The organism is Vibrio ponticus, from assembly GCF_009938225.1.
Lineage (GTDB): Bacteria > Pseudomonadota > Gammaproteobacteria > Enterobacterales > Vibrionaceae > Vibrio > Vibrio ponticus.
The window spans coordinates 1,844,578-1,870,387 of record NZ_AP019657.1 but is presented as its reverse complement, the minus strand read 5'-3'; the positions used below and the strand labels follow the sequence as shown (position 1 = coordinate 1,870,387).

The following is a 25,810-nucleotide window of genomic DNA, read 5'->3' as shown; positions in this document are numbered from 1 at the left end:
GGTTCTATTCACCATTAGTGGTGTCTCTATCTAGAGTAATTCCCCATCTGAATAACAAAACTACGTTTATTGCTTTCCCACCCCTCTCTGTTGCAAGTCTGCTTTTGTTGCTTTGATGTTAAAACCTACTTCCCATTTGTTTTACGAATTGGTAATAATGGACGAAGTGCACAAAAAGTGTACGTATAAAAATTAAAACTAGCCGTTGCCCACAGGGCGTAGGCAACTCACAACATCCCCCATCATTGCTTAAATCAAGGAGTTAAGATGAAAGCAGGCAAAGCAATTGCAACCGCCGTTCTTGCAGGTGTAGCACTACTATCTTCCAACAGCATTATGGCGAAAACGGCTAAAGTGGCTGTTTCTCAAATTGTCGAACACCCAGCATTGGATGCGACTCGTCAAGGTCTAGTTGATGGCTTAAAGGCGAAAGGGTACGAACAAGGTAAAAATCTCGAGTTTGATTATAAGACTGCGCAAGGTAACCCAGCAATCGCGGTACAAATCGCGCGTCAATATGTGGGCGAAAGACCGGACGTTTTAGTTGGTATCGCGACACCAACAGCGCAAGCTTTAGTGTCGGCAACCCGCGATATTCCAGTGGTCTTTACGGCGGTGACCGATCCTGTTGGTGCTAAGCTGGTGAGCCAAATGGAGCAACCGGGCAAGAACGTGACGGGTCTGTCGGATCTTTCTCCAGTTGGACAGCACGTTGAATTGATTAAAGAGATCTTACCGAATGTGAAATCAATCGGTGTGGTGTTTAACCCAGGCGAAGCCAATGCCGTGACTTTGGTTGAACTATTGAAAGAAAACGCGAAAAAACAAGGTATTGAAGTGGTTGAAGCGACGGCGCTGAAAAGTGCTGATGTTCAATCAGCGACTCAAGCGATTGCGGCAAAATCGGATGTGATTTACGCGCCTACGGATAATACAGTGGCGAGTGCGATTGAAGGTATGATCGTCGCCGCTAACCAAGCGAAAACTCCGGTACTCGGCGGTGCAACTTCTTATGTTGAAAAAGGGGCGATCGCGAGCCTAGGTTTTGATTACTACCAAGTAGGCGTGCAAACGGCAGACTACGTGGCAGCGATTATTGAAGGCAAACAGCCAGGCACACTCGACGTTAAAGTGGCGAAGGGTTCTGATTTAGTGGTGAACACAGGGGCAGCCAGCAAGCTGGGTATTGAGATCCCTCAATCTGTTCTAGACCGCGCAACCAAAAGCGTTAAATAAGTTGTCATCGCTCAACTAGGGCAGCACGCGCTGCCCAGTTATTAAGCAGAAAAGGGAGTTTGTATGTCTGCTTTTGCTTTTTTTGGTGCGCTTGAAATAGGTCTGGTTTATGGCTTGGTCGCGTTGGGTGTTTACCTAACGTTTCGCGTACTTGATTTTCCTGACTTGAGTGTCGATGGCAGCTTCCCAATGGGTGCTGCAGTGGCTGCAACCGCGATTGTTGCAGGTATTGACCCTTGGGTTGCTACAGGCATGGCGATAATTGCTGGTGCGATGACAGGCTGGGTGACGGCGTTTCTTGCAGTGAAATGCGGAATATTGCACCTTTTAGCCTCAATTCTCACCATGATCGCGGCATTTTCTATCAATATTCGTATTATGGGGCGTCCTAATATGGCGCTGCTTGGTGAAGAAACTATCCTTACTCCATTTGAAACCTTGGGTGATCCAGTACTTATTCGTCCGCTGGTGGTTGGTGTATTGGTGTTGAGTTCCGCTTGGTTTGTGGTGCGTCTACTTAACAGTGACTTCGGTTTAGGCTTACGTGCCACAGGCGTCAATGCGCGCATGGTTTCGGCGCAGGGTGCCAGTACTTCTTTCTATACCTACTTTGGCTTGGCATTATCCAATGGTTTCGTTGGTTTTGCCGGTGCGTTATTTGCACAAACTAACAGCTTTGCTGATGTGACCTCTGGGGTGGGGACGATAGTAGTCGGTCTAGCCGCGGTGATCTTGGGTCAAACCTTGATCCCAGGTCGCAAGATCTGGGTTGCTGTTGTGGCGGTTATCGTCGGTTCAGTGCTGTATCGTCTCGCGGTCGCGTTCGCGCTCAGTACCGGAATGTTTGGTTTGCAAGCCTCAGACTTGAATTTAGTCACCGCCGTCTTGGTCGCGTTTGCGCTGATAGCACCTAAGGTGAGGAGCCATCTTCGAGCAAAAAAGCCAATTAAGGTTAGCGCTTCAAATCGTCAAAGCAGTAGCCAAAATAAAGGATCAGGAGAAGCGGTATGATTCGGTTAGAAGATATTCAAGTTACTTTTAATCCCGGTACAATCTTGGAAAATCGTGCGCTAAAAGGCGTCTACTTGGAGGTTCCGGAGCATCAGTTTCTTACCGTTATTGGCTCTAATGGCGCGGGTAAATCGACGCTATTGGGTGCGGTTACTGGAGAGACGCCGATGGTGGGCGGACGAGTACTGATTGATGATCAAGATGTGACTCGACAAACCGTAGCTCAGCGAGCGACACAATGTGCCAGGGTGTTTCAAGACCCTCTTGCGGGTACTTGCGGTGATTTAACCATTGAAGAGAATATGGCGCTGGCTTACATGCGCGGTAAACGTCGTGGCTGGAGTCACTCACTTTCGTCTAAGCGTCGTCAGTTGTTTCAAGAACGCATCAGTATTCTTGGCTTAGGTCTAGAAGATCGTTTGGGTGATAACATTGGCTTATTGTCGGGTGGGCAACGTCAGGCAGTCAGTCTCGTAATGGCGACGCTTTCAGACAGTAAGTTATTGCTACTTGATGAGCATACAGCGGCGCTCGACCCTCGCATGGCAGCGTTTATTATCGATCTCACTAAACGAATCGTGCAGGAGTTTAATCTTACAGTGATGATGGTAACTCACTCAATGAAAGATGCATTAGCTTGTGGTGACCGCACGGTGATGTTGCACCAAGGTGAGATTGTTCTTGATGTTGCCGGTGAACAACGCGCCAATATGGGTGTACCTGACTTGTTAGAGATGTTCTCTAAAGTGCGGGGTGAAGAGCTGGCGGATGATAGTCTGCTGTTGAATTAGATAGTAGTCTATATGCCCGTGACTAAAGACAATAAAGCCCATCGAGTGATGGGCTTTATTTGTTATGCGGCGACGAGTTGATCGCGGTAGCGTTGCAGATGCTCAACGATCGGCGCAGCTTTATTGAAGGTGCGAATTTCGCGGAATAACTCGGCAGCTTCTGGGTATTGGTTACGCAAGTAAGCGAACCATTGTTTAATACGGTTCGGGTAGTAGAGCCCTTTGTCGCCTTTGATTTCGTATTGTGAATAGACCAACATCAATTCGACAACTTCCGACCATGGCATCACCGTGGCGTTATGTTTCACCACATTGCCAAGGTTTGGCACATTGAATGCGCCGCGACATACCATCAGTGAATCGACACCGGTCGTGGCAATGCAGTTCTGACCATCTTGATAATTCCAAATCTCACCATTAGCGATGAGTGGAATAGAGCTGCGTTGACGAATTTGGTTGATGTAATCCCATTTGATTTCACTTGCCTTGTAACCGCCTTCTTTAGTGCGAGCATGCACCGTCAGCTCATTCGCACCTGCTGATTCGATAGCACTTACGATTTCAAAACAGTCATCTGGGTTTTCCCAGCCAAGGCGAATTTTCGCCGTTACTGGAATCGTATCATCCACTGCATCACGACACGCTTTGACCACGCGATGAATTAATTCAGGGTGTTGCAATAGCGCCGCGCCACCTTTGCTCTTGTTCACCAGTTTGGCAGGGCAGCCAAAGTTAAGGTCGATACCTCTCGCACCCAGCTCAGCTGCCATTACCGCATTCTCTGCCATCCAGTGTGGGTCTTGACCAAGCAATTGCACGTGTACAGGTACCCCTGACTTGGTTTGAGAACCTTGGTCGAGCTCAGGGCAAAGACGTTTAAATACGTGTTCTGGTAAACGTTGGTCGACCACGCGCACAAACTCAGTGACACACAAGTCGTAGTCATTGATGTCTGTAAGGATCTCACGCATTAGGTGATCTAAAACGCCCTCCATAGGGCCCAAAACTACTCGCATAAAAAACGCCTCCAATTAGGGAGGCGTGATTTTAATGATTTCTTGCATTGAAGTCACGTTTAAGGGGCAGTGGGAGTATTGTTACGGGTTCTGCCAAAAGTGATATCGCCGGTAATCGGTGAGTAAAACATGCTTGGCATGTGTTCATCCTCGGCAAACCCAGAAGTGTAGTAATAGGTGCATTCATGTTTACCACGGTACCAAGATACGATATCTGTATCTGAAGGTAAGATTACCCCTGTGCCGCTTAAGGATCGGATAGTGAGGTCATTATTTGTTAAAGCATGCCATAAATCTACGCAGTCCTCGCCATTGACCGGGTAATCTGAGTCTGTAGGAGGTTGATTATCCCCTACGGAAATAGGATATCCCGTAATTGAGGGGTGAATATCGTTATTTCCATAATCAACAGTCTCTGTTGGCTCTGGCTCTCCTTGCGTAAGCCATTTTGAATGAAACAATTGGACGGCACTGGCGAAACTTGAAAAAGCACCGTCTGCACGTGCTTCATGCGCTTCACGTGTAAAGCTGGTAAACCTTGGTAATGCGACAACCGCTAATAGCGCTAAGATGACGATAACGACCACTAGCTCGATTAACGTAAAACCAGAATTTTTATTGTTTTTCATAGTAAATAATCAGCAAGAAAGGTAAATGTAAGAAAATATTTCCTGGTTGATTATGCAACAATTGCGAGGCATCTCACAGTGATATTTGTGTCAATTTTGCTGATTCATATTGAATTCATTAACAAAGTGTTAGTTTGAATTGAGGTCAGGGTAGGGGGTGTTACGTATGAGTCGAACTTGTTACTTGGTATTGTCAGTGACCCCAAACCTTTGTCAGGGTATAATCGCCGCCTTAATTTTTTAGATAGATTGCGACATGAATTACCAACTTATTGCTTTAACTGATACACAATGCCAAGAATCTCAGCTGTTTATTGAAGGGGTTACCCTCGCTGCCAATATGGCGACGAAACCTTTGCAGCCAGAAGAGTGGCTAGAGCAAGTGTTTGGTGATAATGCTGAGCAGCTAAATAAGCCAGTGGTTGGACAAATCAATCACCAATACAGTTTTTTAAAACGCAATGAATACTCATTGCTTGATTTAGTTGCCGGTGACAACCAAGCTGAAAACTTAGCGGATTTTGCAGAAGGCTTCATGTCGCTATGGCCTACGATTGAAAATCAGTGGCTAGAGACCAATATTAGTGATGGCACTCTGCGCATGCTGCATGCCATGTTGACGACGTTTATGCTGGCAATTGATGAAGAGCAGACGCGCACTGAAATGCAACAAGCAGGTATCGAAACGCCTCCGACGCTTGCGGATTTTATTGAGCAGTTAGATTTGATGATCAACGAAGTGGCTCAAGCGGCTGATGAAGCTTTAGTTGGTGCGAAAGGTCAAAGTGTTAACCCATATAAAGAAGTTGGGCGTAATGACCCTTGTACTTGTGGTAGCGGCAAGAAATTTAAACAGTGCTGCGGAAAGTAGCTCTGCAACTAAGTTGACTTCGCTCGGTCATAACCTCTTAGATAACAAGATATAAAGTCATAGTCGAACAGATTCAGGAACGAAATTAATGAAGAAAGCACTAGTATTACTTTTGGCGAGCTTTTCCGTCTGGGCATCTCCGCAACAAGAGTTGAGTGAACGTTTACAATTGACCGATGGCTTTAGTGCTGATTTCGCACAGCGTGTCACTAGCCCAGAAGGCGATGTGGTGATGGAAGGTCAAGGCGAAGTCGAAATCGCTCGTCCAAGCTTGTTCCGTTGGACGACAACGCTACCGGATGAGAACGTATTGGTTTCGGATGGCAAAACCTTGTGGTACTACAGCCCGTTTATTGAGCAAGTCAGTATTTACTGGCAGGAGCAAGCGACAGAGCAAACGCCATTTGTTCTGCTGACTCGCAACCGTGCGAGCGATTGGGATAACTACAATGTGGTGCAACAAGGTGACACCTTTACCTTGACGCCAACCGCGGTTGATAGCAATCAAGGTCAGTTTAGATTAGAGATTAACGATAAAGGTGCAGTGAAAGGCTTTAGTGTGATTGAACAAGATGGTCAAACAAGTGCCTTTACCTTCTCTAATATTGATTTAAGTAAACCAAAGGCTAATCGCTTCACCTTTACCATTCCTGAGGGTGTTGAGGTTGATGACCAAAGGAACTAACAAGTGAGTAATTACTCGTTTGATTTTGCAGGGGACGAAGATTTTCGTCCCCTCGCTGCTAGAATGCGTCCACAAACGCTAGACCAATATATTGGTCAGCAACATATTCTCGGAGAAGGGAAGCCGTTACGTCGTGCGTTAGAAGCGGGACATATTCACTCGATGATCTTGTGGGGACCACCTGGAACCGGTAAAACCACCCTCGCCGAAGTGGCGGCGAATTACGCTAACGCGGAAGTCGAACGAGTGTCTGCGGTGACATCAGGCGTGAAAGAGATCCGTGCTGCGATTGAGCGTGCGCGTGAGAATAAGTTAGCCGGTCGACGCACGATTTTGTTTGTCGATGAGGTGCATCGCTTTAACAAATCTCAGCAGGATGCGTTTTTGCCACACATTGAAGATGGTACCGTCACCTTTATTGGTGCGACGACAGAAAACCCATCTTTCGAGCTCAATAATGCACTGTTGTCGCGCGCCCGAGTGTACAAGCTGACCTCTTTGGCTACTGTGGACATCCAACAAGCGCTGCAACAAGCGATAAATGATAAAGAGCGTGGCTTGGGTAATGTTGCCGCTCAGTTTGTTGACAATGTTCTCGATCGTTTAGCCGAGTTAGTTAATGGCGATGCACGCATGTCACTTAACTACCTTGAACTGCTTTACGATATGGCAGAAGACAATGCGCAGGGTGAAAAGCAAATCACTTTGCAATTGTTAGCCGAAGTCGCTGGCGAGAAGGTCTCGCGCTTCGATAACAAAGGTGACATTTGGTACGACTTAATCTCAGCGGTGCACAAATCAATACGCGGTTCTAACCCAGACGCGGCGCTATATTGGGCTGCGCGCATGATTGCCGCGGGTTGTGACCCGCTTTATATCGCACGCCGCTTGCTTGCTATTGCCTCGGAAGATGTCGGCAACGCCGATCCGCGCGCCATGCAGGTTGCATTATCCGCTTGGGATTGTTTTACTCGTGTTGGTCCGGCAGAGGGCGAGCGAGCCATCGCTCAGGCAATTGTCTATTTAGCCTGCGCACCGAAAAGTAATGCCGTGTATACCGCTTGGAAGCAAGCGTTAACGGATGCGCACAATTTACCTGAATATGAAGTGCCTCATCACTTGCGCAATGCACCGACCAATCTAATGAAAGATTTGGGTTACGGAGCAGAGTACCGCTATGCCCATGATGAGCCGGGTGCTTACGCAGCAGGTGAGCAGTATTTACCACCGGAAATGTTAGGAACCCGTTACTATCAGCCAACAAATCGAGGCTTGGAGACCAAAATTGGTGAAAAGTTAGATTACTTGGCTAATTTAGACGCAAATAGCCCACAAAAGCGCTATGAAAAATAGTAATTTTTGGATACATTTGTTCGGTTAATTATTTAGTGTGCACGCATGATGCGAGCACGCGATTTCACAACTCAAAGCATAGGATTAACAATGCTGGATTCTAAATTACTTCGTACAGAGCTGGATGAAACAGCTGCTAAACTAGCGCGTCGTGGCTTTAAGCTAGACGTAGAGACAATCCGTACACTTGAAGAACAACGTAAGTCCATTCAAGTAGAAGTTGAAAATTTACAATCCACGCGTAACTCGATCTCCAAGCAAATCGGTCAAAAAATGGCAGCTGGTGATAAAGAGGGTGCTGAAGAGATTAAGAAGCAAATTGGCACGCTTGGTAGCGATCTAGATGCTAAGAAAGTAGAACTAGATGAAGTGATGGCGAAACTTGATGAAATCACGCTATCTCTACCAAACATCCCTGCGGATGAAGTGCCAGACGGTAAAGACGAAAACGACAACGTAGAAATCTCTCGTTGGGGTGAGCCAAAGTCATACGATTTCGATCTGAAAGATCACGTTGATCTAGGTGAGATGGGTGACGGTCTTGATTTTGCTAGTGCAGTTAAAATCACGGGCGCACGTTTCATCGTAATGAAAGGTCAATTTGCACGTCTACACCGTGCGATCGCTCAGTTCATGCTAGATCTTCACACAGAAGAGCACGGCTACACTGAAATGTACGTGCCTTACCTAGTGAACGCAGACAGCTTGTTTGGTACAGGTCAGCTACCAAAATTTGGTAAAGACCTATTCCACACTGAGCCACTAGTTGAGAAAGTGAACGACGAAGAACCTCGTAAACTATCACTGATCCCAACAGCGGAAGTACCAGTAACCAACCTAGTACGTGACACTATCTCTGAAGAGGCAGATCTGCCATTGAAGATGACGGCGCACACTCCATGTTTCCGTTCAGAAGCAGGTTCTTACGGTCGCGATACTCGTGGTCTGATCCGTATGCACCAGTTCGACAAAGTTGAGCTAGTACAAATCACTAAACCAGAAGACTCAATGGCTGCGCTTGAAGAGCTAACAGGTCACGCTGAGAAAGTTCTACAACTTCTAGAACTGCCTTACCGTAAAGTGGTGCTATGTACAGGTGACATGGGCTTCGGTTCACACAAAACTTACGACTTAGAAGTGTGGGTACCAGCTCAAGAGACTTACCGTGAAATCTCTTCATGTTCAAACATGTGGGACTTCCAAGCTCGTCGTATGCAAGCTCGCTTCCGTCGTAAAGGCGAGAAGAAACCTGAACTTGTACACACGCTAAACGGTTCTGGTCTAGCAGTTGGTCGTACTATGGTTGCTATTCTTGAGAACAATCAAGAAGCTGACGGTCGTATCCGTATCCCAACAGTACTGCAGAAGTACATGGCGGGCGCTGAGTACATCGGCGGCTAATCAGCGATAAATGAATTTAAAAACCGGCTTGCGAGCCGGTTTTTTTGTAGCTTGGTTCTAATATTGTTAATTGTGTTATTTAGCGAGCGATTGCACGCAGGAAAGAAAATATGACCGAATTTGAAAAGATGGTAGCGGGTTTGGCATTTGATGGTGGTGATGAGTCTATCAATCAAATTCGTGATCGCGCCGCGCTGTTATTGGCGGATTTAAACAAAGCTACCGCTGAGGATTGCCGTGAAGCACTCTATCAAGCGCTGTTTGCTCAGTATGGTCAAGGTAGTATTATTCGCTCACCGTTCTCATGCGAGTTTGGTCAAACGATTAAAATTGGTGCAAAAACCTTTATCAACATGAATGCGACATTCCTAGATGGCGCGCCAATTACCATTGGTAATCATGTGCTGATTGGACCCAATGCCCAATTTTATACTGCGGGGCACTCATTGGATTATATGAGTCGCCGTAACTGGGAAACATTCTGCAAACCAATTGTGGTCGAAGATGATGTTTGGATTGGTGGCAACGTGGTGATTAACCAAGGCGTAACCATTGGTGCTCGCTCAGTCATTGCGGCTAACTCGGTAGTGACAAAGGACGTTGAGCCCGATTGTCTTTATGGCGGCACACCTGCAAAATTGATTCGTCGTTTAGAATCTGGTGAGTAATAATTTCGAGTTGGTCACGTTATAGTTGCATTGTTTCTCAACTGGTGAGAATTTTAATGGGACCTAGCTCGCGCATGTTTGGTTGAAATGGCATCATTTCTAGCACGACCTCATTCTATTGGTCACTGGCGTTACTCAGTCAGTGACTCCGCAAAAATAAAGAGCAACCGATAGTGAAATCAGAACGAAAAGCCGCGACCATTTTAATTCTGGCGACCATTTTGTCGGCTTTTGGTTGGATCTTTTCTAAAGAAACCATTCAAGGTTTACCGCCTTTTGGATTTGTTGGACTGCGCTTTTTGCTCGCGTCGTTATGTTTGCTGCCATTTTGTATTGGCGCACTCAAGCGTGCCAGTTGGCGAGATATTCGTTCTGCGGCGATGGTGGGGTGCTTACTTGCTACGGCATTAATGAGTTGGATTCACGCCATTTCAATCAGTGATACGCTGGGGGAAGGGGCATTCATCCTTAGCCTCTCGATGTTGATGGTGCCCTTTGTCGCTTGGATACTATTTGGGCAACGACCGAAGCGTATTTTCTGGGTGTCATTGCCCGTTGCGATAAGTGGCTTAGCGTTTCTTTCGCTAAAAGATGGTTGGCAGAGTTCAACCAGTCAATTGTGGTTTCTTTTCAATGCTGTCGTGTTGGCATTGCACTTCAATGTAAACAGCAAGTATTCACAAACTTTACCGATTCTGCTGCTTACCTGTATTCAATTGTTTGTTACGGGTGTTATTGGTTTGACTGCCAGTGCGATTTTTGAATCGGTCCCTGTACACGTGGAACCCTCGATTTGGGGATGGTTTGCTGCCAGTACGATTTTAGCCACGGCATTGCGTTATGTGATGCAAACCACGGCACAGAAACAGATCATTCCGGGCAATGCCGCCTTAATCATGATCCTCGAACCTGTTTGGACGGTTTTCTTGAGTATTGCTTGGTATGGTGAACAAATTTCGTTGAATAAGATGATTGGCTGCGGTTTGATTTTATTCGCGCTGATCCTCTACCGCACCGATGGTAAGTTTGCCACATTGTTTCGTCGCAGTTAAAAATCGATTTTTTTGGCTGCACGGTTAGCGCAGCTTTTAAGTCCCACCTCTTTCGCTTCAAAGTTATTTCTCCCGGCTAAATAAGTTCAGCTGATATTTAAAGCTAACATTCCGATGTTAGTTGGAATTCTATCTGGCAATAGTGTGATGCACATAAAATACGCATTACATGATTGTTGCAATATTTGCAGTGCTAAGTGATCAATGTTTTATTGTGATGTTTGAGTTGTGAGTGAAAAGTGAACAATTGATTTCCATCAAATTTGTAGGGTTTTGCTGTGTTAAGTTGGTCGCAATTAGCACTTATTTGCATGCACAAGGCAGTGGTGTTTTTTCATGCAATTAAGACTAAAAACACGCCCTACAAGGAAATAACAATGAAAAAAGCAATAATCGGTTTAGCCGTACTTACAGCCCTCACTTCAGCCTCAGCATTTGCCCATAAAGAAGGCGATTTTATCGTTCGTGCCGGTTTGGCGTCGGTTGTACCCAATGATGATAGTGGTTCGGTTGCAGACGTGGATGCGTTTGGTCTAGAAGTTGATTCTAATACGCAGTTTGCATTTACGGTTGGCTACATGTTTACTGACAATATTAGTTTTGAAGTCTTAGGTGCCTCACCTTTTTCACATGACATCTCTGCCAATTCAGCTCTTAGTGATGCATTGGGCGAAGGCAAAATAGCAGAGACAAAACATTTGCCACCGACGTTCATGGTTCAATACTATTTTGGTCAGGCTGACAGCAAACTACGACCTTATGTTGGGGCTGGTATAAACTACACCGTCTTTTTCGATGACAAGTTTACAAATAGTGCAAAAAGTAAAACCTTAAATAATCTATCGTTGGATGATTCATGGGGATTAGCGGCTAATGTAGGGCTAGACTACATGTTGAATGATGATTGGTTTATTAATGGCTCTATTTGGTATGCAGATATTGATACCGAAGCTAGTTATGATTTTGGCGGGACTAAGTACACTACTGACGTCGACATCGACCCATGGGTATTTATGATAGCTGGTGGTTACAAGTTCTAAACGCTTTTACCGGTAATCCAATTAAAAAGCCGACATTGCTGTCGGCTTTTTAGTGATTAGTCTTGGTGATTACGTGCGTTAAATACTCATTTCACCGCGTAGGATTTGCTGCATTTTCTCTTTGATCTGCTCATAGCTTAGATCTTGGCTGAGTAAGTAATGCAACTTCGCCAGTGCCGCTTCCGGTGTCATGTCATAGCCACTGATCACGCCTGCTTCCGCGAGTGCACAACCTGTTGCGTAGCCGCCCATATTGACTTTACCCGCTAAACATTGGGTTAAGTTCACCACAATCACGCCTCGTTCAGACGCTTCTTTTAGGTGCGCAAGTAGCTCTGGGTTTTGCGGAGCATTACCCACACCAAAGGTCAGCAAGATCATCGCATTAACGGGTTGCAGCAGCGTGTTGCGGATCACTTCATGTGAAATGCCCGGGTACATGGTGATCACGCCAATTGGCTGCGGTGTAATATCATGGACTTTGAACTCACCTTCTGGCTCTTCGCCAACCGTGACATGATTGCTCACTTGAATGTTGATACCTGCTTCAAGCAGTGGTGGCAGGTTTGGTGACGTGAAGGCATTGAAGCCGTCAGCGTGCGACTTAGTGCTGCGGTTGCCACGCATCAACTTGTTGTTGAAGAACAGCGTAACTTCATTAATTGGGTAGTTCGCCGCAAGGTGTAGCGCATTGAGCAAGTTAGCTTGACCGTCAGAACGTAGCTCTGCTAATGGGATCTGCGAGCCTGTAATGATGACCGGCTTACCTAAGTTTTCCAGCATAAATGACAGTGCCGATGCTGTATACGCCATGGTATCAGTACCATGTAAGATCACGAAACCGTCGTATTTATCGTAGTTATCACGGATATCGTCGGCGATCTGTTGCCAATCTGCAGGCGTCATGTCAGAAGAGTCGATCAGTGGATCATACTCATGGATAGTGTATTCCGGCATCTCTGGACGATGGAATTCTGGCATGCTTGCTAACTGTTTCTCCATGAAACCTGCCACCGGTACGTAGCCGTGGTCATGGGATTTCTGCATACCAATGGTACCGCCAGTGTAAGCGATGTAGATGTGTTTTCTTGCCATTGCTTGAAACCAGTTTTGTTGTAGGGGGGAACAGAGGCGGGGATTATAACCCTAAGTAAACAATAGATGCTATATGGAATAAAAAGGGGCATCTGCTAATCAGATGCCCCTAGGCAAGAATAATTACAGCTTAACGCTGCCTATTAGCGCGTTTAAACACTAGTAAACTTGGCAATTTAGACAGAACGTATATTGACCTTTTGGATCGTTAAAGCTCTGTAGCAAGCTCATGTCTTGCGTGATTTGTTTGGCGGCTGGTTGCAGTGCCGTTGGTACAAATGCTGAGATATCCAGCCCTAATGACGCGCGTACTTGATTCATGAAATCTTGTACAAATTGCTGTGCAGGCGTCAGCGGTTCCTCAACCCAATAGATATTGTAACTATCCAGCTCGGCAAGTTCTGCGGCTAAAGCGATCGCGTCATCAAAGTCGCCCATTTTGTCGACTAAACCAAGATTCATGGCATCTTGACCTGTCCATACGCGACCCTCTGCAATCCCTTCCATCTTGTCTAATGAGATATTACGGTTATTACTCACCAAGTTGATAAAGCGGTTGTAGCCATGTTCAATACCAAGTTGAATCGCATCTGCTGCTTTGTCTGGAATACCTGTTGTCATACCAATGCCAGACAGTGGCGAAGTGCCAATTCCGTCGGTATAAACACCAATATTGTTGAGTCCTTTTTCAAAGGTTGTGATGACACTGAAGATGCCAATTGAACCGGTGATCGTGGTTGGTTGTGCAACAATTTGGTCAGCGCCCATCGCAATCCAGTAGCCACCCGATGCGGCAACACTCGACATTGATACCACCACAGGTTTACCGGCTTGTTTCAGTGCTTCAACTTCGTTACGAATCACTTCTGATGCAAAGGCGCTGCCTCCAGGGCTGTCGATACGCAATACGACAGCTTTGACTTTATTGTCATTGCGCGCTTCACGTAGAAGTGAAGCCACGGTATCACCACCCACAGTGCCACGAGGCTGAGAACCATCCATAATGGCGCCGCTTGCAACCACTACAGCCACATCGTTGTCATTAATATCGAAGCTCGGAGGAATTGATGCCATGTAGTCGTAGTAACCGACGTAAGGGTAACTGTCTTCACCATCGCTACCAAAAGCTTCAATCATTTCGCTGCGCACCTGCTGGCGCGTCGCCAACTCGTCAACCAGACCTAATTGAAGCGACAGTTTTGCTAGGTCGCCATCGGCACTTTTGACCAATTCGACAAATTGAACCATATCTGGATTAAGCGTTTTTGCGTCAATCGAACGGTTAGTTGCGACATCATCAACGAACGCGCCCCAAAGCTGTCCTAACCAACGTGACGCCGACTCTTTTGCTTCTGCTGACATGTCATCACGGATAAACGGTTCAATAGCCGATTTGTAGGTACCAACACGGAACACATGAGTGTTTATGTCTAGCTTCTCAAGTAGCGTTTTGTAATACATCGAGTAAGCGCTGTAACCTTTAACCATAACCGCACCATCTGGCGCGAGATAGATTTTGTCAGCGTAACTGGCGAGATAGTATTGGCTTTGGTTGTAGAAATCACCGACGGCAAACACAGGCTTGCCTGAGGCTTTGAACTCATTAAGCGCTTTGGCGATATAACGTAACTTGGTCAGACTGGTTTCTGGCATATCACGCAAAGCGAGCACGATGCCAGTAACGTTGTCATCGTTTTTGGCGTGACGAATGGTACTAACGATATCGTATAGCGCATTTTCGCGAGGTAAGTCCTGTCCGAAGAGGGAACCTGTCAGTGAATCCATAGGGTTCTGATAACTGGATTGCTCAACAATTGGACCAGAAATATTAAGGATTAATGCAGATTTTTGAGGTGCCGGTGGAGTGACGACTGTGTCAACGCTGGTGTAAGCGAAATACACTAAACCAACTAACGCTAAAAAAATCAGGTTGGCTAAAGCGACGCGAACAAAAGTGATGGTTTTCCAAATGCCTTTGAAAAACAGTCCTATGTATTTGAATATGGTTTTCATTCTTTCTCCACTGTGTTCCCCACAGGTTCTAACGACTAACCTCACATCCTACTGAATCTTAAGGATTATCACCAGAGCCTTTCATCCTATTCACTATTAAATCTAGCCAAAGCTGGTTACTAGCGCTGAACTTTTACGGTGTGTGAGTGAATTTGCCATGATCGTTTGGATTCCGACAATATTCTATTCTCACAAGAATATTTACGTCTCAGATAAGAAAAGTGAGCATTGTTGCGAATATGTAAACGCATGTTTGATTTTTGTGTAATTAGAACGTAGTCTGGTCAGACCACAACAACAATAATGAAGTGATGTCTGCCATGTACCCAAATTTACTTAAACCGTTAGATTTAGGTTTCACCCAATTGAGAAATCGCGTGTTGATGGGCTCAATGCACACTGGGCTGGAAGAAGATAAACAAGGACTTGGAAAACTTGCCGCGTTTTATGCTGAACGTGCCAAAGGCGGCGTGGGGCTGATTGTGACCGGTGGTTTTTCACCTAATTTACGCGGTCGCCTACATCCCTTTAGCGCCGAGTTTAGTAAGCCAAAGCATGCGCAGGCACATAAGGTGGTTACCCAAGCTGTTCATGACAATGGCAGCAAAATTGCTCTGCAGTTACTTCATGCTGGTCGCTATGCGATGCACCCTTTCGCGCAAAGTGCGTCAGCGATTAAAGCGCCGATAGCGCGTTTTTCTCCAAGCGAGATGAGTGTTAGACAGATCAATAAAACCATTAAAGCATTTGCCAACAGTGCTTCACTCGCACAACAAGCCGGCTATGACGGCGTTGAGGTGATGGGCTCCGAAGGTTACTTAATCAACCAATTTATCTGTCAGCGTACCAATACTCGCTATGACGAATGGGGTGGCAGTTACCAGAACCGTATTCGTTTAGCATTGGAAATTGTTAAATCGATTCGTCATGAAGTGGGTGAGCAATTTATTATCATCTTCCGCTTATCGATGCTGGATTTGGTTGAGCAAGGTAGCACCTTTGACGAAGTGATTGAGCTGGCACAAGCGCTTGAGAAAGCAGGTGTGACGCTAATCAATACCGGTATTGGTTGGCATGAGGCGCGCATCCCAACGATAGCGACGCAGGTGCCGCGCGGTGCCTTTACGTGGGTGACCGAAAAAGTTCGCCCTCATGTTTCGGTACCCATCATTACTTGTAATCGCATAAACATGCCTGAAGAAGCAGAGCAGATTCTTGCTTCCGGTCAGGCTGATATGGTGTCGATGGCGCGACCTTTCCTAGCGGACCCGTATTTCGTTGCCAAAGCTGAGCGGCAACAATCTCGTTTAATCAACACTTGTATTGGTTGTAACCAAGCGTGTTTAGATAATGTATTTAAAGGCAAAGCTGCCAGTTGCCTGGTCAACCCTTATGCATGCCGTGAAACAGAATTAGTCGAAAAACCCGTTCATCAAAGCAAAAACATTGCGGTCGTTGGCGCTGGACCCGCAGGGTTAGCGTGTGCGACAACGCTTGCCAAGCGTGGACATCAAGTGGATCTGTTTGAGCGCAATGATCGTATCGGCGGTCAGTTCCGCTTAGCGATGCAAATCCCAGGCAAAGAAGAGTTTCGCGAAACCATTCGTTACTTTGCTAATCAAATCGACGAAACCGGCGTGAAGCTGCATCTCGAAACCGAAGCGAATTTTGACCTACTCAAAGAGTACGATGAAGTGATCATGGCTTCAGGGGTTGAGCCGAGAAAAATTGAGCTTGAAGGCAGCAAAGATTCGAAAAAAGTGATTGATTATCAGACGTTAATCAAAGAAAAGACTTACTTAGGTGACAAAGTGGCGATTGTTGGTGCTGGTGGTATTGGTGTTGATGTCGCGACAATGATCACCGAACCCGTCGATCAGCAATTGGACGATTGGCTGCATGAGTGGGGTATTGATAAAGACATTGCCCATCCAGGGGGGTTATACCCTTATCCTGATTCGCTCAGTGATAAAGAGGTTTGGGTGTTGCAGCGTCGCCAAGGACGCGTTGGAAAAGGTCCTGGCAAAACCACAGGTTGGATCCATAAACGTACTCTGGAGAAACGTGGCGTCAATTTACTTGGTGGAGTTGAATACCAGGGCGTGACTGATGAAGGGCTGAAAATTAAGTATGAGGGTGAATCGACCACCATTCATGCCGACAGTATTGTCATTTGTGCCGGACAAGTCTCAGTAAGACCGTTTGAAGATAAATGGGCACAACTTGGCGACAAGTTACATGTGATTGGGGGGGCAGATCATGCTGGTGAGCTTGATGCGGTAAGAGCGATTCGCCAAGGGGTCGAGTTGGGGCTTAAGTTATAACCTAGTCCTTAGCAGGTAAAGAAACAGCCCTCAAGTATAGAGGGCTGTTTGTTATCAATTTCGCGAGATTTCTAGGCTAAATTACGCTTATTTCGCTAGCTCGTAGTTCTCTTGCATTTCTTGCGGTGCAATGCCGTACTCGTAATCAGCAAGGTAACCGTCTTTGTAAACCTTCATGCCTTTGTCGTCCCAGCTCACTTTGATCACTGCAGTTTTACCGTCGGTCGAGCCAAGTAGTTCTAGCATTTCAGCGTCGATCTTAATCGCTTTGATGGTCGCGATACGCTTGAAAGGTTTAAATTCCGTTGATGTTGGTAGCTCACCGTAAGTGCCTGTCCAAACATCTTTAGGCACTAGCCATTGGTTGTAAACATCACCCACAATTGGTTTATGCATGCTTGCCACAACCACATTGTCTGTCATGACATTGTTGGTCTCTAACGAGTAGCCACCTTTACCATCAGATACGTAAGTCGGAAATTGTTGACCTAATTCTTCCTGTTTTGGCAAGCGACCTAGCGTCGGCGCTTTTTTTACGTACAGTTCAGCTGAATCAAACTGCTGCATGATTTGTGGGATTTTTTGAAATTCGACTGGGTCTGCAGCTGATGCGAAAGTTGGGAAAGCAAACGCTGCAGAGATAGCAGCCAGTAGCAATGTTTTTTTCATGTTGTTGCTCGTTATTGTCGTTAATCAAACTTGGTGAGTCACCAAGCTAGGTCACTCTATAGAGACCTAATTCGCTAGCGAATAGTTTGTATCACATGTGAGACTAGCATCACGAGCGGCAATAATAAGGAGAGAACGCAATCGTTTCACTAACTAAATGCAATTATTTCTCTTGAGATGAAAAAAAGCTGATCCCGAATCGGAATCAGCTTAGTGAGCAAAGCGTTGAGCTTACAGAATGACCGTTTTGTTACCGTAAACAAACACGTGATCGTTAACCACTTTATTGAGCGCTTTACTCAATACGTTTTTCTCCACGTCACGCCCGGCTTGCGCCATGTCTTTGGCAGTAAAAGTGTGGTCTACCGGGATAACATCTTGCTTGATGATCGGACCTTCATCCAAATCATTCGTCACAAAGTGGGCTGTCGCACCGATGATTTTAACACCTCGGTCAAAAGCTTGTTGATAAGGTTTTGCCCCGATAAAGGCAGGCAAGAAGCTGTGATGAATGTTGATGATCTTATGGTGGTACTTTTCGACGAAACCAGGCGTTAATACACGCATGTATTTCGCCAATACCAGATAGTCGGCTTGGTATTGATCAATCACCGTGAGCATTGCTTGTTCATGCTCTTCGCGTGATAAGTCTTCATGGCTAACATAGTGATAAGGAATATCAAACTTCTCGGTTAACCCCTGCAGCGTGTCGTAGTTGCCTACCACGGCGGCAATTTCAATATCGAGACTCCCATCGTAAGTCTTCATTAGAATGTCACCTAAGCAGTGCGCTTCTTTAGTGACAAGAATCACCACGCGTTTACGGCTTGAATCGACCAGCTTGCGCTTAGCACCGGTTGGTAGTGCCTGATCCAAATCTGCGAGGAAGGTATGATCATTGAAATACCCTTCTAACTCAGTGCGCATAAAAAAGTGACCACTTGAGTTATCGACGTATTCACTGTTGTGAATGATGTTCAATTGATGTTTGTAACAGATATTGGTGATCTTGGAGATGAGACCTGGGGCATCAGTACAGTGCGTAAGCAGTGTTTTCTTTTCCATTTTGTATTTACTTCCGTGAATTATTTTTTTCGTATTCTGAAATTTTTCGACCCTTTCGAAGGGTGAGCTGTCCCGCAATAATAGGCTAACAATTAAACTAATATCGAACTGAATTCAACAAAAAATCTACTTAAAACAGAGTCGATTATCCAATGTTGATGTTTTCTTCCCTCATTGAGCGTCTTAAGGTGGTTGTTATGGATAAAGAACTATTAGCCCGTAAACTTTACAGCGAGAGAGTGACAAGCCTGCTGGGTGATTGTCAGCTAGATGAATCTATATTGACTGAAATGTGGGAATCGAAAGCGTCACCAAGCGATGCAGCGCAGGCAATACTTGATAGTAAGAATGAGTTTGATGGTCCGGCTTGGCTAGCGCGTTATCTGCATAAACGCTGATTCGCAGCAATAGCATGAATGTTAGCGCGACTCTTCAAAGTCGCGTTTTTTGTTTGAAAAAGGGTATAATCGCGCTTTAACCCAGCTCAATCCTGCACTTAATGATCACAAAAACTTTTTCACAAGACGGGGCTCTCGGTAAAGCGATTCCCGGATTTCAGCCGCGTCAGGCTCAGCTTGATATGGCAGAGGCGGTGCGCAAAGCCATTAAAGATCAGAGCCAGTTGGTGATCGAGGCGGGAACAGGTACCGGCAAAACTTTTGCTTACCTAGTCCCTGCATTATTAAGTGGCAAAAAAACCATCATCAGTACCGGTTCAAAAAACCTTCAAGAGCAGTTGTTTCACCGCGACCTTCCATTAATGACATCCGCACTGGGCTTTTATGGGCAAGTGGCGCTCTTGAAAGGGCGAGCAAACTATCTCTGTATTGAAAGACTGGGTCGGCAGATGATTGAAAGCCATGGCACGCACACCGATCCGACGTTGCTGACTCAATTGGTCAAAGTGCGCTCATGGGCATCAGAGAGTAAAACCGGTGACTTGGGTGAATGTGACGCGATCGCAGAAGATAGCCCAGTGATTCCGACCATCACTTCGACCAACGATAACTGTTTGGGTAAAGATTGCCCTAACTACACCGAATGTTTTGTTCTGAAAGCACGTAAGAAAGCCTTAGATGCTGATGTGGTGGTGGTTAACCATCACCTGTTTATGGCTGATTTGGCGATTAAAGAGACTGGCTTTGGTGAGCTTATTCCGGAAGCGGAAGTGTTTATCTTTGATGAAGCGCACCAAATTCCCGATATAGCCAGCCAATACTTTGGACAGTCGGTTTCAAGCCGCCAGATTCAGGAGCTTGCCAAAGATATTGAAATTGGCTACCGCACTGAAGCGAAAGATATGCGTCAACTACAAAAAGTGGCGGATAAATTGGTTCAGTCGGCAGGCGATTTGCGTGTTTGTTTGGGAGAACCGGGTTTTCGCGGTAACTGGCGTGAAGCGATCAACTCGCCTTCTATTGCCCGAGAAGTCGAGCGTGTGCGCGAAGCGATAGATTTTGCGATAGAAGTGCTCAAGTTGGCACTGGGGCGCAGTCAATTGCTCGATGTGGCGTTTGAACGCGCTCATACCATCAAAGGGCGTATTGATCGCGTGTGTGATGTCTCGATTACCGGATACTCTTATTGGTTTGATACCACGCCACGCCATTTTAGTTTGCATATTACGCCACTTAGCGTGGCGGATAAGTTCCACGAGCAGATCGAGCTCAAACAAGGGACATGGATTTTCACGTCGGCAACCTTGGCGGTTAATGATGACTTTGGTCACTTTACCTCTCGCTTAGGGCTGAAGCCTTCGGCGCAATTTTCCTTGCCAAGCCCGTTTGATTATCAAACTCAAGCTCGCTTGTGTGTGCCACGTTATCTGCCTGAGCCAAACAGTGCCGGGCTGGCGGACAAGCTCGTCACTATGCTAGCGCCGGTCATTGAACAAAACCAAGGGCGTTGTTTCTTCCTTTGTACCTCGCACAGCATGATGCGTGAGTTAGGCGAACGCTTTCGTGAAGTGTTGAGCGTGCCTGTTTTGATGCAAGGTGAAACCAGTAAACAAAAGACCTTAGCCGAATTTATGGAGCTGGGTAATGCCTTGCTGGTGGCGACTGGTGCATTCTGGGAAGGGATTGATGTTAGAGGTGACACCCTGAGCTGTGTTATTATCGACAAATTACCATTTACCGCACCCGATGACCCGCTGTTAAAAGCGCGCATCGAAGATTGCCGCTTGAAAGGGGGCGATCCATTTGCTCAAGTACAATTGCCCGACGCGGTAATTACCTTAAAGCAAGGGGTGGGGCGATTGATTCGTGATAAGAAAGACAAAGGCGCGCTGATCATCTGTGATAACCGATTAGTGACACGTGAATATGGCGGAGTATTTCTTGCCAGTTTACCCGCCATACCTCGTACTCGGGATTTAGGAGTGATCGAGGACTTTCTACACCAAATTTCAGTAACAAATAATCAAGATTAGAGACTTCAATGAGCGCAAAGATTCTTGCCCTAGATACATCAACTGAGAACTGCTCAGTTGCACTACTTGTCGACGACCAAGTATACGCACGTAGCCAAGTGGCACCGCGTGACCACACTAAGTTGGTTCTACCAATGGTCGATGAAGTGCTTAAAGAAGCGGGTGTAACCCTAGCAGAGCTTGATGCTTTGGCATTCGGTCGCGGACCGGGCAGCTTTACTGGTGTGCGCATTGGTATCGGCATTGCGCAAGGCTTAGCATTTGGTGCTGATTTACCTATGATTGGTGTATCAACATTAGAAGCAATGGCGCAGGGTACTTACCGTGTAAATGGCGCAACCCATGTGGCGGCGGCGATTGATGCGCGTATGAATGAAGTATACTGGGGTCGTTACAGCCGCCAAGAGAATGGCGAATGGCTAGCGACTGATGCTGAATGTGTGATCCCGCCAGCAACACTGTGTGAGCAAATTGCTGCTGATGAGCTGCAATGGACGACAGCGGGTACAGGTTGGGATGCGTATCAAGATGAGTTGTCAGCATTGCCATTAACGCGCGCAGCAGGCGATGTGTTGTTCCCAGATGCACAAGATATCGTGCAGGTAGCCAAGCACATGTTTGCCAAAGGTGAGACAGTACCAGTAGAAGAGTCTAGTCCAGTTTACCTACGTGACAATGTGGCATGGAAAAAGCTGCCGGGTCGTGAGTAACGGATTAGCTCATTCATAATCTACGGATGAGAGGTGAATAGTATGGTGTCAATTAACGGATTACCTCCTGCTATACCTGGCTCGGGTAAAACCAATCGAGTCGGGAAAAAGAATGAGGTAAAAAAAGCCCAACAGAAAGGGGATGTTTCCCAGCCTTCTAAGGTGGCGAATGCCGTTGCCCATACTATTCGACATGTACAAGAATCTGACATTCATAAGGCGCAAATCCAATACGATCTTCCTGAAGGTCGTGGTCGTAAGGCGATGGAAGAGTACATGCGGGTAATGAATCAGGCAAAGCGTGACGAACTGATTCAGATGCTGGGTGTCGATATCTATATATAAGCTTTGCTTAACGAGTTTCGTGATTCGCTTCGCTATACTTTAGATAACCGATCAGATGAGTAGACCCAAACGATGAAAAATCTGCGTTTTATTAAGTCAGCCCTTTGCGTGACTGCTTTGCTAGCCCTTACTGCTTGTTCATCACTTCCGGAACAATTAGCCTCCGATAATCCCAATCTAATTACCGATTACGCCACTTGGCAGCAAACGCCTAATGTGAATACAGACGTGCGCTTAGGTGGGGTGATTGCCAGTGTTGATAATCAAGCCGACCGCACCCGTATTGAAGTGGTTAATTTACCCATCGATTCGGCAGGCAAACCCGATATTGATCAAGAACCGAAAGGTCGCTTTGTCGTCTACTTACAAGGTTTTGAAGATCCAGTGGCATTTGCACCAGGACGCTTAATCACCTTCTTAGGTTCATCGAATGGTACGGAAGTCTCACCCGTTGGCGAATTTGATTACGACTTTCCAGTAATGAACGCGCAAGGCTACCGTTTATGGAAAATTGAAGAGCGCGTCATCGTTAATGAAACGGGCAGTTACATTTATCCTTGTCGTGGTATCTATTGTCGTGATTTGCACTACAGCACCCGTCAAGGTCGCATCATTCAAGACGTCAAATAATGTTTCAAGACACTCACTATCAACTGCTGGATGTTCGTCTCGCGGCACGGGAGATTGGGCACGCTAACCAAGCCGATGTCACGGTCGTTTACTTGCATGGCTGGCTAGATAATGCTGCCAGCTTTGAGACGGTGATGTTAGAACTACACCAGCTTGCACCTAGCATACATCAGTGTGCGATTGACTTACCTGGGCATGGTTTGTCCGAACATAAGTGTGATGGCAATTACTACCCATTTCATGACTATATTGATGACCTTTATCAGTTTTTGCTTAATCTTTCGCCAAACAAGTTAGTGTTAGTAGGACATTCGCTTGGTGCTTTGATTGCAAGTTGCTATAGTGCCGCCTTTCCTGAGCAAGTCTCTGCTTTGGTGCAGATTGAAGGCAACGGTCCGTTGGCTGAAGCGAGTGAGAAAACCGTGCAAAGGCTGCGTGACGGTGTGATTAAGCGGCGTCGAATTCGCAACAAACCAGCGCGCGAGTTTTCGTCGATTGACGAGATCATTGAACGCAGAGCTGCGGTAAATCATGTCACAGCAGAGCAAATTGCTCCGATAGTGTGGCGTGGCGGTGAAGCGAGCCCAAAAGGGTGGCGCTTAAGACATGATATTAAGTTGCAAAGTGACTCTTTGTATCGCATGTCATTTCAGCACGCTGAGCAAATCCGTCAGCAAATTGTGTGTCCTAATTGGCTAATTTTAGGTGAGCAAGGCTATTCTCACTTAACGCAAGATAGCGACAACTTAGCCAACGTTGTCTACATCGCAGGTGGACATCATTGCCATTTGCAGCAACCTGCGTTAACAGCGCAACAGATTTTTGCTTTAGTTAACAAAATTTAAACAAGTGTTTGAGCTTTAGGTGCTCGAACACTCAGCCTGTGTTGTAATACAGCATGAATGACGTGCCATAAAAAGCGTCGTAACCCGTTGTGCAATATTGTGATATTGCACAGTGGTAAGGCGTGCTGACTTATCGATTATGTGGCACCGTTACGGCAATAAAGTAACGTATTACAACACCTGTCTAATTCGAGGAGTAGTATCGTGGATAAACCTTGGTTATCTCGTTATCCAAGCGAAGTGCCTGAGCACATCAACCCAGACCAATATCCATCACTGGTAGAAATGTTTGAGCAGTCAGTACAAAAATACGCTGATCAGCCTGCATTTATGAATATGGGTTCGGTAATGACCTTCCGTAAGTTGGAAGAGCGCAGCCGAGCTTTTGCCGCGTACCTACAAAACGATCTTAAACTACAAAAAGGCGACCGTGTTGCCCTGATGATGCCAAACTTGCTGCAATATCCGGTAGCGCTGTTTGGTATCTTGCGTGCTGGTCTTATTGCGGTAAACGTCAACCCGCTATACACGCCACGTGAGCTTGAGCATCAATTGAATGACTCTGGCGCAAAAGCGATTGTTATCGTTTCTAACTTTGCCAATACCCTTGAGCAAATTGTTGATAATACGCCAGTTAAGCACGTCATTCTGACTAGTCTTGGTCAAATGCTACCTCGTGCAAAAGGGACCATCGTCGATTTCGTGGTGAAATACGTTAAAGGTATGGTGCCTAAGTACGATCTACCGGGTGCAATTTCAATGCGTAAAGCACTGCACAAAGGTCGTCGTCTACAGTACGTGAAACCATTTATGACTGGCGATGATATTGCCTTCTTGCAATACACCGGTGGTACAACAGGTGTTGCTAAAGGGGCAATTTTGACGCACCGCAATATGGTAGCAAACGTACTTCAAGCGAAAGGGGCTTATGGTCCTGTATTGTCTGAAGGTCGTGAGCTTGTGGTAACTGCGTTGCCGCTTTACCACGTTTTCGCACTAACAGTGAACTGCTTACTGTTCATTGAGATTGGTGGTCGTAACCTGCTGATCACAAACCCACGTGATATCCCAGGCTTTATTAAAGAGCTACAAAAATACCCATTCACTGCCATGACAGGGGTTAATACTCTGTTTAATGCGCTGGTGAACAACGAAGACTTCCACGAGCTAGATTTTAGCAAGATGAAGCTTTCAGTGGGTGGTGGTATGGCTGTGCAGCGTGGTGTGGCTGAACGCTGGAAGAAGATCACCGGTGTGCATCTACTTGAAGGCTACGGTCTGACAGAGTGTGCGCCACTGGTGACTGGTAACCCATACGATTTGACGGATTACACTGGTGCGATTGGTTTGCCAGTACCATCAACAGAAGTACGTATTGTTGATGAAGAAGGTAACCCATTGCCAAATACTGAAGTGGGTGAGCTTCAAGTTCGTGGTCCTCAAGTAATGCAGGGCTACTGGCAGCGCACTGAAGCGACCAAAGAAGTCTTGACTGAAGATGGTTGGCTATCAACTGGTGACATCGTTAAGTTTGACGATGAAGGTTTGCTGTACATTGTTGACCGTAAGAAAGACATGATTCTTGTGTCAGGTTTTAACGTTTACCCGAATGAAATCGAAGATGTGGTTTCACTGCATGGTAAAGTGTTAGAAGTTGCCGCGATTGGTCAATCTCATGAAGTATCAGGTGAGATCGTTAAGCTTTACGTTGTGAAACGTGACCCAAGCCTAACCAAAGAAGAAGTGATTGCGCACTGTCGTCAGCATTTGACTGGCTACAAGATCCCTAAATTGGTTGAGTTTAAAGATGATCTACCAAAAACTAACGTTGGTAAGATCCTGCGCCGCGTTCTTCGTGAAGAGAATGATGCAATTTTAGCGCAGAAGGCAGAAGCGAACGCTGAGTAAGCCAAGCAGCCTTGAATAAATA

Annotated in this window: 24 protein-coding genes; 18 read left to right on the top strand and 6 right to left on the bottom strand. The window is 46.2% G+C overall.

All coding sequences use genetic code 11. The annotated features are described in order from the left end of the window. Positions 1–267 precede the first annotated feature (267 nt). From GZN30_RS08110 to GZN30_RS08100, 3 genes are all read left to right on the top strand, one after another. Positions 268–1,236 carry an ABC transporter substrate-binding protein gene (locus tag GZN30_RS08110; RefSeq protein ID WP_075648771.1) on the top strand — a complete coding sequence of 323 codons (969 nt, stop codon included), beginning with the start codon at positions 268–270 and terminating at the stop codon, positions 1,234–1,236. Positions 1,237–1,299: 63 nt separating this feature from the next. Beyond that, the gene (locus GZN30_RS08105; RefSeq protein WP_075648770.1) at positions 1,300–2,247 is read left to right on the top strand and encodes an ABC transporter permease; all 948 of its coding nucleotides are present in this window, start codon (positions 1,300–1,302) and stop codon (positions 2,245–2,247) included. Beyond that, on the top strand, positions 2,244–3,038 hold the full coding sequence (locus GZN30_RS08100) for an ABC transporter ATP-binding protein (protein WP_075648769.1): 795 nt from the start codon (positions 2,244–2,246) through the stop codon (positions 3,036–3,038). The genes GZN30_RS08105 and GZN30_RS08100 overlap by 4 nt, the downstream gene beginning before the upstream one ends. 62 nt (positions 3,039–3,100) lie before the next feature. Here GZN30_RS08100 and dusC read toward each other — a convergent pair whose 3' ends face one another. Further along, a complete protein-coding gene (dusC, locus tag GZN30_RS08095; RefSeq protein WP_075648768.1) occupies positions 3,101–4,054 on the bottom strand; it encodes a tRNA dihydrouridine(16) synthase DusC in 954 nt (317 codons plus the stop codon). 59 nt (positions 4,055–4,113) lie between these two features. Further along, the gene (locus tag GZN30_RS08090) at positions 4,114–4,683 is read right to left on the bottom strand and encodes a type II secretion system protein (RefSeq protein WP_075648767.1); all 570 of its coding nucleotides are present in this window, start codon (positions 4,681–4,683) and stop codon (positions 4,114–4,116) included. Between the two features lie 256 nt (positions 4,684–4,939). Between GZN30_RS08090 and GZN30_RS08085 the strand changes: the two genes are divergently transcribed. From GZN30_RS08085 to ompW, 7 genes are all read left to right on the top strand, one after another. Then, on the top strand, positions 4,940–5,554 hold the full coding sequence (locus GZN30_RS08085; RefSeq protein WP_075648766.1) for an SEC-C metal-binding domain-containing protein: 615 nt from the start codon (positions 4,940–4,942) through the stop codon (positions 5,552–5,554). Between the two features lie 88 nt (positions 5,555–5,642). After that, a complete protein-coding gene (gene lolA, locus GZN30_RS08080; protein WP_075648765.1) occupies positions 5,643–6,239 on the top strand; it encodes an outer membrane lipoprotein chaperone LolA in 597 nt (198 codons plus the stop codon). Positions 6,240–6,242: 3 nt separating this feature from the next. Then, entirely contained in the window at positions 6,243–7,592 is a 1,350-nt protein-coding gene (locus tag GZN30_RS08075; protein ID WP_075648764.1) for a replication-associated recombination protein A, read from the top strand. 90 nt (positions 7,593–7,682) lie between these two features. Continuing rightward, positions 7,683–8,993 (top strand): serine--tRNA ligase, encoded by a 1,311-nt coding sequence (serS, locus tag GZN30_RS08070; protein ID WP_075648763.1) that lies wholly within the window; start codon positions 7,683–7,685, stop codon positions 8,991–8,993. A 110-nt stretch (positions 8,994–9,103) separates the two neighbouring features. Continuing rightward, on the top strand, positions 9,104–9,661 hold the full coding sequence (locus tag GZN30_RS08065; protein WP_075648762.1) for a sugar O-acetyltransferase: 558 nt from the start codon (positions 9,104–9,106) through the stop codon (positions 9,659–9,661). A gap of 173 nt (positions 9,662–9,834) precedes the next feature. After that, entirely contained in the window at positions 9,835–10,713 is an 879-nt protein-coding gene (locus tag GZN30_RS08060) for a DMT family transporter (protein WP_075648761.1), read from the top strand. Between the two features lie 377 nt (positions 10,714–11,090). Next, a complete protein-coding gene (gene ompW / locus GZN30_RS08055) occupies positions 11,091–11,753 on the top strand; it encodes an outer membrane protein OmpW (protein ID WP_075648760.1) in 663 nt (220 codons plus the stop codon). A gap of 78 nt (positions 11,754–11,831) precedes the next feature. On the opposite strand, the gene ansA is transcribed toward ompW, so the two are convergent. Both ansA and sppA read right to left on the bottom strand, forming a co-directional pair. Beyond that, a complete protein-coding gene (gene ansA / locus GZN30_RS08050) occupies positions 11,832–12,848 on the bottom strand; it encodes an asparaginase (RefSeq protein WP_075648759.1) in 1,017 nt (338 codons plus the stop codon). Between the two features lie 159 nt (positions 12,849–13,007). Next, complete coding sequence (gene sppA, locus GZN30_RS08045) at positions 13,008–14,861, bottom strand: signal peptide peptidase SppA (protein WP_075648758.1); 1,854 nt, start codon at positions 14,859–14,861, stop codon at positions 13,008–13,010. 311 nt (positions 14,862–15,172) lie between these two features. On the opposite strand from sppA, the gene GZN30_RS08040 reads away from it, so the two are divergent. Then, positions 15,173–17,185, top strand: coding sequence for an NADPH-dependent 2,4-dienoyl-CoA reductase (locus GZN30_RS08040; RefSeq protein ID WP_171972054.1), 2,013 nt, complete (start codon positions 15,173–15,175; stop codon positions 17,183–17,185). 87 nt (positions 17,186–17,272) lie between these two features. Here the strand turns inward: GZN30_RS08040 and GZN30_RS08035 are convergent, their stop codons facing one another. Together GZN30_RS08035 and purU are read right to left on the bottom strand one after the other, a co-directional pair. Next, positions 17,273–17,854: a hypothetical protein gene (locus GZN30_RS08035; RefSeq protein ID WP_075648757.1), complete on the bottom strand. Its 582-nt coding sequence runs from the start codon at positions 17,852–17,854 to the stop codon at positions 17,273–17,275. Positions 17,855–18,085: 231 nt separating this feature from the next. Beyond that, a complete protein-coding gene (gene purU, locus GZN30_RS08030; protein WP_075648756.1) occupies positions 18,086–18,919 on the bottom strand; it encodes a formyltetrahydrofolate deformylase in 834 nt (277 codons plus the stop codon). A 197-nt stretch (positions 18,920–19,116) separates the two neighbouring features. On the opposite strand from purU, the gene GZN30_RS08025 reads away from it, so the two are divergent. The 7 genes from GZN30_RS08025 (at position 19,117) to fadD (ending at position 25,788) form a co-directional block, all read left to right on the top strand. Further along, positions 19,117–19,317, top strand: coding sequence for a hypothetical protein (locus GZN30_RS08025; protein ID WP_075648755.1), 201 nt, complete (start codon positions 19,117–19,119; stop codon positions 19,315–19,317). A gap of 101 nt (positions 19,318–19,418) precedes the next feature. After that, positions 19,419–21,350: an ATP-dependent DNA helicase gene (locus GZN30_RS08020; RefSeq protein ID WP_075648754.1), complete on the top strand. Its 1,932-nt coding sequence runs from the start codon at positions 19,419–19,421 to the stop codon at positions 21,348–21,350. An 8-nt stretch (positions 21,351–21,358) separates the two neighbouring features. Continuing rightward, complete coding sequence (gene tsaB / locus GZN30_RS08015; RefSeq protein WP_075648753.1) at positions 21,359–22,060, top strand: tRNA (adenosine(37)-N6)-threonylcarbamoyltransferase complex dimerization subunit type 1 TsaB; 702 nt, start codon at positions 21,359–21,361, stop codon at positions 22,058–22,060. A gap of 42 nt (positions 22,061–22,102) precedes the next feature. After that, entirely contained in the window at positions 22,103–22,405 is a 303-nt protein-coding gene (locus GZN30_RS08010; protein ID WP_075648752.1) for a chromosome partitioning protein ParA, read from the top strand. Positions 22,406–22,477: 72 nt separating this feature from the next. Continuing rightward, complete coding sequence (locus GZN30_RS08005; protein ID WP_075648751.1) at positions 22,478–23,035, top strand: Slp family lipoprotein; 558 nt, start codon at positions 22,478–22,480, stop codon at positions 23,033–23,035. Further along, positions 23,035–23,880 carry an alpha/beta hydrolase gene (locus GZN30_RS08000; RefSeq protein WP_075648750.1) on the top strand — a complete coding sequence of 282 codons (846 nt, stop codon included), beginning with the start codon at positions 23,035–23,037 and terminating at the stop codon, positions 23,878–23,880. Before GZN30_RS08005 ends, GZN30_RS08000 begins: the two co-directional genes overlap by 1 nt. Positions 23,881–24,084: 204 nt before the next feature. Beyond that, positions 24,085–25,788 carry a long-chain-fatty-acid--CoA ligase FadD gene (fadD, locus tag GZN30_RS07995; protein WP_075648749.1) on the top strand — a complete coding sequence of 568 codons (1,704 nt, stop codon included), beginning with the start codon at positions 24,085–24,087 and terminating at the stop codon, positions 25,786–25,788. The last annotated feature ends 22 nt before the right edge of the window (positions 25,789–25,810 follow it).